Here is a 12144-nt window from a genome sequence, read left to right as displayed (position 1 = left end):
CAGAAAGAGCATCCTTTTTTCCGGATGCTCTTTCTGTATTTATTTTTTATTTATTTGCAAATGATTACACGGAGAACATTGAAAAGGAATTTTCCCTAAGCAATTAAGATTCGTTTCACAAATTTGTTCTATCGTTGGAACAAATGGAATGACAACTATGTTACTTTCTACCATTTGTGTAACAGGTGGCAATACTGTGCCTACTTGATGTTCGAAACGAATACTCGCTTGATTTATATAATTTCCTGAACCATTTGGCGCGCTCTGCACTACTACTTGGAACGAAACTGTCCGTGCTTCACCTGGATTTAAATTTCCTATAATAAAACCTGATACTGGGTTTACATTTGGCACTGGCGTATTATCAATCGTTACAGTTCCAAGGACAAATTGAACACTACTATCTAACATATCTTGAAAACGAATATTTTGTATTGCTGTATCCCCCGTATTTGTAATAACTGTCGTAAACGTAATAACATCGCCAATTGTTGCTGCCTGTAAATTTGCCGTTTTTACGACTGTCGTTGAGACATTTTGAGAAATAAACGGGATAACAACTGTATTGCTATCACCTTCAACTACTACTGGCGGCTCATTCGGATTTACAGTTGCGAGCCCATTTGCTATAGCAGTATTTGTAACTAAATTATTTATTTGTCCTCCTGTTATTACAACTTGGAAATTAATAATTGCTGCGTCATTTGGCTGAAAATCACCTAACGGAATACCGGTATTCGGATTAGCAAATGGAAGAGGTACATCATTTACCGTTACCGTGCCATTTATAAATAAAGTATTCGAATCAATGATATCTGTTAAAACAATATTCGTCACAGGAACTGTACTGTCATTTATAACGGCAATTCCATAAGTGACAACATCTCCTACCATCGCTACTTCAAAGTTTGCTCCTTTTGCAACAAATAAGATTGCAGTATTTACCGTCACTATAACTGTATTGCTCGTATCCATCACTGTAACTGGAGGCTCCCCTGGTACTAAAATATATTCTGCTAACGCCCCAGCAACGTTCACTACTGTGCCACCATCTGGAAAGCTCGTAATCGTAGCTTCATATGTTACAATCGCCGTCTCACCAACTGGAATGTCTACAATCGTAAATCCAACCTGCGGATTTACTCCCGGACGAGCTACTCCATTTACAGTTACACTATTTGGTACAAAAACAGCTTCCGGAGATAGGACATCGATAAATTGAATATTCATCGCATCAGCAGTACCAGTATTTAATATTCGAACCGTATACTTTACTGTTTCTCCTACTCCAACAATTGAATGATCTACTTCTTTTTGCATATCTAAACTGCCTCTATTTACTGGTGTGACTGTCGTATTACTTGAATTCGTAATTGTAAACGGAGGTTCTCCTGGAATTAATTCAAAATCACCCGTTACTCTTGCTGTATTCATAATGCTACTAGAAGGCGGAACTGCGATTACATTTACTTCAAATGTAATTAATACGCTATCCCCTACTGCAAGATTAGGCAATGCAAAGCCTACAAATGGATCTAAACCTACTTGCGGAATCCCATTTATTTGTACACTTCCAGGAACGAATTCTAAACTAGGTGATGGAACATCGCTAAACTGAACGTTTGTCGCTGTTACCGTTCCCGTATTTGTAACTTGCACACTATACGTTAACGTATCTCCTAATCGTGTCGCTTCTTTATTTACAGATTTTATAACGCTGAACCGTCCTCTATTCACTCTAGTTATCGTCGTATTACTCGGCTCTGTTACTACAACCGGTGGCTCTCCTGGCACTAAAGTAAAGCTTCCTGTTATATTTGCAACGTTCGTAATTGTTCCTGATGACGGGATGTTTGTAACTGTCGCTTGAAACGTCACTATAACTGTTTCACCAACTGGGATATCTCCAACTCCAAATCCAGTAATCGGATTTAAGTTTGGTTGCGGGGCTCCATTTATCGTTACACTATTTGGTACAAATGACGCACCTGTTGAAATCGTATCAATAAACTGAACATTGTTAGCTGTTACTGTTCCTGTATTCGTTATTTGCACTGTATACGTCAATACATCTCCAACTAGAGTAGCGGCTCTATTTACTTGTTTAATAACATTAAAGCGTCCTCTATTTACAGTTGTGAGTGTTGTATTACTTGGCTGATTTACTATAACTGGTGGTTCTCCTGGTACTAAAATAAAGCTTCCGGTAACATTTGCCGTATTGGCAATTGTTCCGTTTGACGGAACGCTAACAACTGTTACTTGGAATGTGACTTCTACACTTTCACCTGGAGTTATATCCGGAAGTGAGAAGCCAGTGTTAGGATCTAATCCAGGCTGTAACACACCGTTTATCGTTACACTATTCGGTACGAATGTTATAGAGGATGGTAATACATCACTATATTGAACATTCGTCGCTATCACTGTTCCCGTATTTTGAACTACTGTTGTATATGTGATTGTATCGCCTACTGCAACAACCGGCTGACTTACTGATTTTAAAACATTCAAACCAGATTCATTTATTTCTGTTAATGTCGTGTTACTTGTCGTCGTTTCAGTAATAGGCGGCTCTGTTTCACTTACAGCAAACGTAGCCGTAACGTCCACAAAGTTAACAACTGTTCCACCTTGAGGTATGCTCGTTACCATCTCTTGGTATGTGACAAGTACAAAATCACCTACAGGTATATCTGGAACTGCAAAGCCTATGAACGGATCTAATCCTGGTTCTGGCACTCCGTTTATACTCACACTTCCTGGAACAAATGCTACACCACTCGTACTAGAATCAAGAAATTGGACATTCGTTGCCGGTACCGTTCCAAAGTTAAAAATTAGTACATCATAGGTTAATATTTCCCCAACCGTCGCTGCCTCTTTATCTACTATTTTTACTGGAAAAATTGAAGCTATATTAATTGTCGTAACGACTAAATTCGTTAATATCGTTTGCGTAATCGGTGGCTCCTGCGGATTCGGTTGTGAAGTAAATGTAACGTCAGCATCATTTAATATGACTTCATTATCAGGAATTTCCGTAATGGTCACTTGGAACGTTACAGAAATACTCGCACCAGCATTTAATAACGGACTAACTGTAAAGCCTATTTCTGGATTTAATCCAGGTTGCTGTATTCCACCTATCGTTACACTGTTGTCAACAAACGTCGTCCCTTCTGGAATGACATCTTGGAAGAGTACATCTGTAACAGGGATAATTCCTACATTCGTTATTAGCACTGTATACGTTAATACATCCCCAACAGCCCCAGTTGCAATATTTACTGTTTTTATTGCTGTCACTTCACCAGGAGGAGGTAACGGTATTGTAACTACCGTTGTATTACTTGAGTTCGTTGTTGTTACAGGTGGTTGTAAAGGATTCAATAAGAAAGTAGCTGTAGCAGACGCTGTGTTTAGAACTGCCCCAAGCGTTGATGGTGCAACAACTATCACTTGGAATGTTACTGTCAATGATGTGCCAGCTGCAATATTAGGAAGCGGGAAACCAATATTTGGATCAAATCCAGGTTGAGGCGTTCCATTTATCGTTACACTATTTGCTACAAATGTTGTTTCTGGAGCAATCGTGTCAATGAAAGAAATATTTGTAGCTGCAACTGTACCTGTATTTCGTATAACAACAGAATATGTGTAAGTCTCTCCAAGTGCTGCTTGTTGTACAGATGAAGATTTTTGTATAGTTAGTCTCGCTGTATTTACTTGTGTTACTACAAAATTACTATTTGTAGTAGTCGTTATAGGAGGTCCTGCCGGATTTATAAGGAAATTTGCAGTAACATTCGATTGATTTCTTATATTTCCACCACTCGGAACGCTTGTCACTGTCACTTGGAACGTAATTGTAGCAGTTTGCCCAACTGGAATATTTGTAACAGGAAAACCCACTATAGGATTCGCACCTTGCTGAACGACTCCATTAATCGTTACACTATTCGCTACAAATGTAGCTCCAGATGGGATTGGATCTTGAAAAATAATATTCGTTGCGGGGACAGTTCCTGTATTTTGAATAAGAATCGTATACGTTAACGTATCTCCTACACCTGCTTGTGGTGTATTTACACTTTTTATTACATTAATTGATCCTACATTCACTCGCGTCACAACAATATTACTAATCGTTACAATTGTAATTGGTGGCTGGAGAGGACTTACTTGGAAATCAGCAGTTACATTCGCATTATTCGGAAGAACTCTATTTGGTGGTACACTCGTGATTGCCACTTGGAAAGTAACTGTTACTATACCTCCTACTGGAATATTAGCAAGTGGAAATCCAGTTGTCGGGTTTAAACCTGGTTGAGGTGTCCCGTTTATTGTTACACTATTCGCTACAAAAGTGGTTCCAACTGGAATCGGATCAAGGAATGATACATTTGTCGCTACTACCGTTCCACTATTTTGTATAGCAACTGTATATGTTAGTGTATCTCCTACACCTGCTTCAGTAGCGCTTACACTCTTCATTACATTTAGTCCTGAGGAATTAACAACTGTCATAACAGTATTACTTGGAACCGTCACAGTAATTGGTGGCTCTGTTGGATTTACAAGAAAATCTCCAGTTACATTCGCGTTATTTACAACATTATTCCCTGGCGGAATTTCATCAATTAATACTTCAAATGAAATAATTACACTCGCGCCAGTAGGTAAATCATTTAATGGGAATCCTAGTCCTGGATCTGCCCCCTCTTGTAAAACACCATTAACCAATACACTATTTTCAATAAATAATGTCCCTGGCGGAATTGAATCTTGGAAAAATATACTTGTAGCTGGTACACTACCTGCATTTATAACTTCGATTGTATATACTAAAACATCTCCTACCGTTGCCACATTCGTATTCACTGCTTTCACAACTTCAAAGTTCCCTGATTGTACTGTCGTATTCACAACGTTACTCGGTACATTGATTGTTACTGGTGGTTCATTCGGATTCACTTGAAAGCTTGCTGTTACATTTGCTTGATTTAAAATATCTTCATTTTCTGGATTCTGTACAATTACTACGTCAAATGTGACTACAACCGTTTGAGCCGCAGGAATATTTGGAAGAGAGAATCCTGTATTCGGATTTAGTCCACTTTGCTGTACTCCATTAATTGTTACAGAATTTGCAACGAAGGAAACAGCGGAAGAAATAGTGTCTTGAAATAACACATTTGTTAGCGGAACGTTTCCTGTATTTTGAACGGCAATCGTATATGTTAAAGTATCTCCTACTGCTGCTTGTGTTGTATTCACTTCTTTTATTACATTTAAACCGCCTGTATTAACTTGTGTTACAACTGTATTCGTTTGTCTATTAATCGTTATTGGCGGCTGATTCGGAATAACGACGAAATTAGCAGACACATTTCCGCGATTCGGAATCGTACCTCCTGATGGCGTAGAAGTTACTCGTACTTGAAATGTAACTGTCCTAGTCCCACCTGGAGATATGTTAGCAACTGTAAAGCCAGTTGCCGGATTTGCCCCAGGTTGCGAAATTCCATCTACAGTTACACTATTTGTGATAAAAGTCGTTCCAGTTGGGATTGGATCTTGAAAAATAACATTCGTCGCAAGTACATTTCCTGTATTTTGAATTGTTACCGTGTACGTAAGAACGTCGTTAACCGTTGCAAAAGCTTTATCCACTGTTTTTCTCGTTGTTATATCAGCTATATTAATTGTCGTAACTACAGTATTGCTTGTCGCTTGCCCTGAAACTGGTGGTTGACCAGGTACTGGAGTAAAGTTAAATGTTACACTCGCACGGTTTGGAATTGGATTGACAAGAGGGTTTGATGTCACTCGAACTTGAAAGCGCACTACAGTCGTTTGCGATGCATTAATACTTCCAAGATTAATACTACTTGCTGGATTCGCTCCTGGACGTGCTACCCCGTTTACCGTAACGCTATTTGCGACAAATGTTGTTCCAGCAGGGATACTATCAACAAAAATAACATTGTTTGCAGTGATGTTTCCATTATTCGTTACATTAACCGTGTACGTTAATACATCATTAAGTGTTGCCGTCTGTAGATCTACAGACTTTTGCATACTTATAGTTGCTTGATTCACTGTCGTTTGTACTGTATTTGAAGAAGACGTACTTGCAATAGGAAGGCTACCAACGAAAGGACGAAATTGGTAAGACACCATTGCACGATTTGAAATAGGATTTGGATTTGGAAACGATGTAATTCTTACTTGGAATGTAACGATTCTTTGAGCATTATTTGGTATCGTTCCTAAATTAATTCCACTAGCTGGATTCGCACTTGGTTGTGTTACTCCACCAACCGTTACACTACCAGCTATAAATGCTGTGCCGTTCGGAATACTATCTTGTAATATAACGTTGTCCGCACTTCCTGTTCCTGTATTCGGAACTGTAATCGTATAAGTGAGAATATCTCCTATACCTGCAACTGCTTTATCAACAGATTTGACAGGATTTATAATCGGTCCCGTCGCATCAATTTGAACACCAAAACCAGCCGCTGCATAACCATCACCATTTGTAACGAACCGAACGGTTGCTGACGTTTGATTATTTACTAATGATGATGAAGCATCTACGTTTGTAATATCCCATCCTTGTCTTCGAACAGCCAAAGCTATCCCTAATGGCTGATTCAAATCTCCAAACGTTCCGGTTGTATCTAATTCCCCAAAGTCATTACAAATTTGAGATTGAAAGAAATTATTTGCCGGATTTCTCGGTCCGAATAATGCAACTGTAGCATTTGGGTTTGGTCCAAAGCGAAGTTGATCTCCAGAAATGTTGGAATCTCCCTCTTGAACAGTTACGAGTACTCTTCCTGTAACAGCTCCTGTAGCTGGAGTAGCAAATCCTGAAATAGTAGCATCAACAGGCGGGGATGAAGCATCAATAATTTCTTGGCCTGCATAAACTGACAAATTCCGAAGAGGTAAACTTGCATTTTGATATACAACCTCAAGCGTCCAGCCAGCTGAACGACTGATTGTTGGATCAGCTGAAGTTCTTGCAGCGGGCACAGCACCTGTTGTATATGTGCCTGCCCCACCTGCACTAACAAGATTCGTTACATTAGCAGAGCGAGCATAATAAAACTGATTTCCTACTGAACCTTGCTGCGCGGTAGCGGGATCTGGCGTAACAGCAAACGTCCCTGATGGTGTTGTAAATGTAATATCATCATTTAAAAATGGTAAAACATCTTCCGTATCAGTCCGAAAAGTACCAGCCCAAACTAACTCTGCATATAGTACACTACTCCCCGCCGGAAGATTTAAAATTGCACTTGAAGAATTCAATTGCCATTCATCCGTCGTTCCTGCTGGGAACCCTGGTACTTGCAGCGCTGTATTTACCGTAGTAAATACAGCAAGTGTACCAAAAATATTACCTGGCGCAGGTGATGTAGGGCTAAGCCCTAACGTGTTCCCAGTGAACGTGACGGCACCAGGTACTGTTGTTGTAAAACGGTTTATAAAAGGCACACAATCATCTCATTTCATTTATAGTAAAAAGTGCTCTATACTATAAAATGTAGACAAACTATGCAATGTACGTTGTCCAACAAAATTCCGCACATACGAGAGGAGTTTATAAAACTATGCGCTACGTTATCATAACAGGAACTTCACAAGGTTTAGGTGAGGCTATTGCCACTCAGTTGTTAGAAGAAAGTACAACTGTCATCTCTATTTCTAGAAGAGAAAATAAAGAACTTACTAAACTTGCAGAGCAATATAACAGCAATTGCATTTTTCATTCCTTAGATCTTCAAGATGTACATAACTTAGAAACTAACTTTAAAGAAATCATTTCATCCATTAAAGAAGACAATGTATCCTCTATTCATTTAATTAATAATGCAGGTACAGTTGCACCTATGAAGCCGATTGAAAAAGCAGAAAGTGAACAATTCATTACGAACGTTCACATTAATTTACTTGCACCTATGATTCTTACATCTACGTTTATGAAACATACGAAAGAATGGAAAGTAGATAAACGCGTTATAAATATTTCATCTGGTGCAGGAAAAAATCCTTATTTCGGATGGGGCGCTTATTGTACGACGAAAGCTGGTGTAAATATGTTTACACAATGCGTAGCAACTGAAGAATGGGAAAAAGAATATCCAGTAAAAATCGTCGCTTTTGCCCCCGGTGTTGTTGATACAAATATGCAAGCACAAATTCGTGAAACAGCTAAAGAAGACTTCACAAATTTAGACCGCTTCATTGCATTAAAAGAAGAAGGAAAGCTATTATCACCTGAATATGTTGCGAAAGCTATTCGTAACTTACTAGAAACTGAGGAATTCCCTCAAGGCGAGGTTATTAGAATTGATGAATAACAAAAAGGCGTGCTAAAATAGCACGCCTTTTTGTTTTACTTCTCTAAAAATATGAGCACAGATTCCGCAATTTGTTCATAACCAATTTCTTGATAAATTTTATTAGATGTCGGATTCGCTAGATCAGTATATAACGTAGTCGTCTGATAGCCTTCATCTAACATACGTTGACTAAGTGCTGCTACACAATGAGATGCATACCCTTTTTTCCTTGCTTCTTTCGGCGTATATACAAAATTGACTGTTATATTATTTTTAGTTGGTCTCGTTTTTGCAGCTACAGAAACGAGTTTCCCATCTACTTCCAAACCAAACAGTCGATTTGTAATTATTAATGTATACGCAGTTTGTTTTGCTTCTTCTTTCGTAGTAGGAAGCTTTACGTCTTCACAAAATTGATATATCCACTGTTCTATTAATGGTAATTCATCATTATTTACCGCTCGGAAAAGTCCATTCGCATTACACTTCTTCTTTACTCTGTTCAGCTCATACACACCTTGCTCCATTGCAACATTCGTTTTTTTATTTTCTAATACGGCAATCTCTTCCGCTAATTTCTGTACAATTTTCTTATTACCGATCAATCCAGGAATATCCGGATATACTTTCGTTAATTCTTTTGCAAGTTCCTCAATAGTTACTCCCGCAATTTCAGAAGTTGCAACAATGATTTGTTTCTTCTCTTCTGTTTGCAGAAATACAACCGCAATTTCTTCTCCTTGTTTCGCTATCCCCATAAATATCGGTTCTTGGACCATTTGTAATACACCTAATATGAGATTGTTTTCCTGCTCATTCTTTTCTAGAAATGGTGTAACATCTTCTTTAAAATGAAAAATCTCTTCATATACATGTAATTGAATCATCGACAATCTCTTCTCTCTATTCATAGTTTAATTAAGTATTGGCGATTAATTCATCAAATCCCTCTTTTACGATTCAATAATATTCAAAGCTAATGTATTCAAAGCATTTTCAGCTTGTAAAATTCTCTGTTTTTCCTTTTCAAATACATCTTCTTCTTTTTGAAATGACTCTTTTCGATTTTTGATCATGCGCTCCATCTCTTTTTTACTCGGTCCACCGTATACATTTCTTTTTTGAATAAAAGCTTCTGGCGATATAATTTCTTTCCACTCTTTTTCTAATAAATTTATTTTAAAATGTTCTTGCAAGTACATATTTACCTCTTTGAAGTGTAATTCATGTAGTTCTTTTTTCTGCTCCAATGACATATTTGCAATAGCACTTGCTGCATGATGAGCATGCCGAAATGGAATTCCATAGTTTTTTGTTAAAACATCGGCGAAATCCGTTATCGTTATTGCATGTTTATAGGAACGACTTTTTAACGTTTCTTCTTCTACTTTCATCGTTCGGATCACTGCATTCATCATACAAAAAACACGAATTGCCTTTTCAATCCCTTTATATAAATATGGCTGCAAGTCATCTTCCGTATCGACAATATCACCAAATGGTGTATTATGAATCATTTGAAATACTGTAAATGCTTCTCCTAAAGCACTACTCGTAATTGCACGAGCATGTTCAATTGAAACCGGGTTTCGTTTTTGCGGCATAATACTACTGATTTGTACATATGACTTTGCAACAGTAATACCGTCATATTCTTTCGTTGCTAACAACAAAAAGTCATGAATCCATCTACTCGTATTCGTCATCATTACCATAAGTAGCGAGCTAACTTCTAATAAATAATCCGCTCCAGCAACAGCATCATATGAGTTCTCAATTACATTTGTAAATCCAAGTAGATGAGCAACTCGTTCTCGTTTAATCGGGAAACTTGTTGTAGAGAGTGCAGCCGCCCCCATTGGAGACTGATTTAAAAGCTGGTACGTTTTTTTCATTCGTTCTAAATCTCTTTGCATCGTATCATAAATTGCTAACGTATAATGACCAAATGTTGTTGGCTGTGCTGGTTGTGTATGTGTATAAGCTGGCATGATCGTTTCCTTATGATCAGCAGCAAGTTGCAGTACACTTTCTTGCAATAACAAATGATGTTCTATTAATCGTAATACATATCGCCTTAAACTCATGCGATACATCGTTACGCCCATATCATTTCTACTTCTACCAATATGCATATTACTTACAAAATCGCATTTCGCTTCTTGAGAAATTAAATGTTCGACTAAAAAAAAGAGATCTTCATGCTGCTCTGTATAGAGCAATTGCTCTTCTGGAATTCCCTCTACCTTTTTTAATGCGTGTAATATAACTTTAGCTTCTTCCTTTTTCATTAAATTTTCTTCCGTCAGCATCGTAATATGTGCTTTATGCACTTGAAACATATCTTTCAATAAGTAATTTCGTTGAAAATCAAATACATGTTGTAATACACAATCCACATATGTTTTCCCAGGGAAATCAGCGCCTTCACTCTTTATAAACTCTTCTTTACTTTGTTTCATCACCTTTTCCCCTCTCACCTAAGTATTACTACCCATCATACCCAGAGATAGAAAAAAAGTGCTTGTACATAAAAATAAACTCGGTGCTCTCTGCACCGAGTTTATTTAATAAAAGTCGCATCATACTTATCACTTTGCAACACTTGGAAATGCAAGTTTGCTAAATGCTTCCGTATTTCTGCACTATCGTCTTCATTTAAATTATTCGCCAAAAACACAATTTCTGTACAGTTTCCACGTTTATCCATAGCATAAACTGCTTTTGTAACCGTCCATGGTGTGTAACCATTCTTTTGCCCCGCATGTCTGAATGTTTTACGGTATTTCTTGGCACTCATGTCTGTTTCAACGATATTTGCCCACACTTTTTCTTCAGCCTCTGTCAAGCCACCTTTATGGTTTGCCTTTTGAAGTAATACCATATAATCATTTGCAGAAGCTGCTGGTAATCTATCTGACCAAATTTTGTCGTAACGTTCCTCTAAATAAAGCGGAATTTCCTTCTGTAATAATGGTCCCTTCTTCTTTAAGCGTTCATGAATAATCATCGCATATTCACGATATTGCTCTTGAGACATTTCTTTTAACTTTTTCTCTATTTTATATTTTGGAACATGTAATTCTTTATGCAAATATCCCGGGATATACAAAGATGAAACGATTGGAAATAGTGGTTGATGTGCAGGAAGTGATAAACTTTGTAAATTTCGATTGATGTTATCTAATCCTAACAATTCCATTAAGTATTCAGCATTTGCATTCGAACTAAACTTAACCATTCCTTTTGCCACTTCTTCTAAAGAAACCGCTCCTTCAGTTATCTTGCCCGTCTTCTCCAAATACTTTTGCCATCTATCTTGTGCACCACCATCTGTATTCGGCACATAATAACGATTCACATCATTAATCGACACGAAACTAGAAGAATCAATTTTCCCTTCAGTAACTTGTTTCGTATATTCAAGCGCCACAATTAATTTCATCGTACTAGCAACTGGCAATACAACATTTGGGTTTACAGAATAAACAACTTTATCATTTCTCTTTACTAGAAGCGCACTATTTTTTTCATCTTTATGTTCTTCAATAAAAGATGCAATATACTGTGCATCATCATTATTTGAACTCCACACTTTTTTCACTAAAAAGTTACCCGATATTAGCAAAACAAAAATACCCACAATTACTGCGCATACTATAGTTTTTTTCAAGTAAAATTCCTCTCCTATTGTGTAACTCTTCTCTATTTATCATTTAAAAACAAAATAATGGAGATGGTCATTTAAATAACCATCTCCATTATTTTAACTTGTATGCTCCTA

Annotated in this window: 5 protein-coding genes; 1 reads left to right on the top strand and 4 read right to left on the bottom strand. The window is 37.5% G+C overall.

Going from position 1 to position 12144, the window contains the following annotated elements; all coding sequences use genetic code 11:
* Positions 1-39 precede the first annotated feature (39 nt).
* On the bottom strand, positions 40-7512 hold the full coding sequence (locus AC22L0_RS19055) for a DUF7507 domain-containing protein (RefSeq protein ID WP_087967736.1): 7473 nt from the start codon (positions 7510-7512) through the stop codon (positions 40-42).
* 116 nt (positions 7513-7628) lie between these two features.
* Here AC22L0_RS19055 and AC22L0_RS19050 point away from each other — a divergent pair, with 116 nt between their 5' ends.
* Positions 7629-8378: a (S)-benzoin forming benzil reductase gene (locus tag AC22L0_RS19050; RefSeq protein WP_001271048.1), complete on the top strand. Its 750-nt coding sequence runs from the start codon at positions 7629-7631 to the stop codon at positions 8376-8378.
* A gap of 35 nt (positions 8379-8413) precedes the next feature.
* Here AC22L0_RS19050 and AC22L0_RS19045 read toward each other — a convergent pair whose 3' ends face one another.
* The 3 genes from AC22L0_RS19045 to AC22L0_RS19035 form a co-directional block, all read right to left on the bottom strand.
* Positions 8414-9247, bottom strand: coding sequence for a GNAT family N-acetyltransferase (locus AC22L0_RS19045; protein ID WP_000615375.1), 834 nt, complete (start codon positions 9245-9247; stop codon positions 8414-8416).
* 66 nt (positions 9248-9313) lie between these two features.
* A complete protein-coding gene (gene argH, locus AC22L0_RS19040; RefSeq protein WP_000813964.1) occupies positions 9314-10822 on the bottom strand; it encodes an argininosuccinate lyase in 1509 nt (502 codons plus the stop codon).
* Between the two features lie 101 nt (positions 10823-10923).
* A complete protein-coding gene (locus AC22L0_RS19035; RefSeq protein ID WP_000751366.1) occupies positions 10924-12033 on the bottom strand; it encodes a serine hydrolase in 1110 nt (369 codons plus the stop codon).
* Positions 12034-12144 lie beyond the last annotated feature (111 nt).

Source organism: Bacillus sp. LQ01, from assembly GCF_057624735.1.
This window is presented reverse-complemented; position numbering and strand designations above follow the sequence as displayed.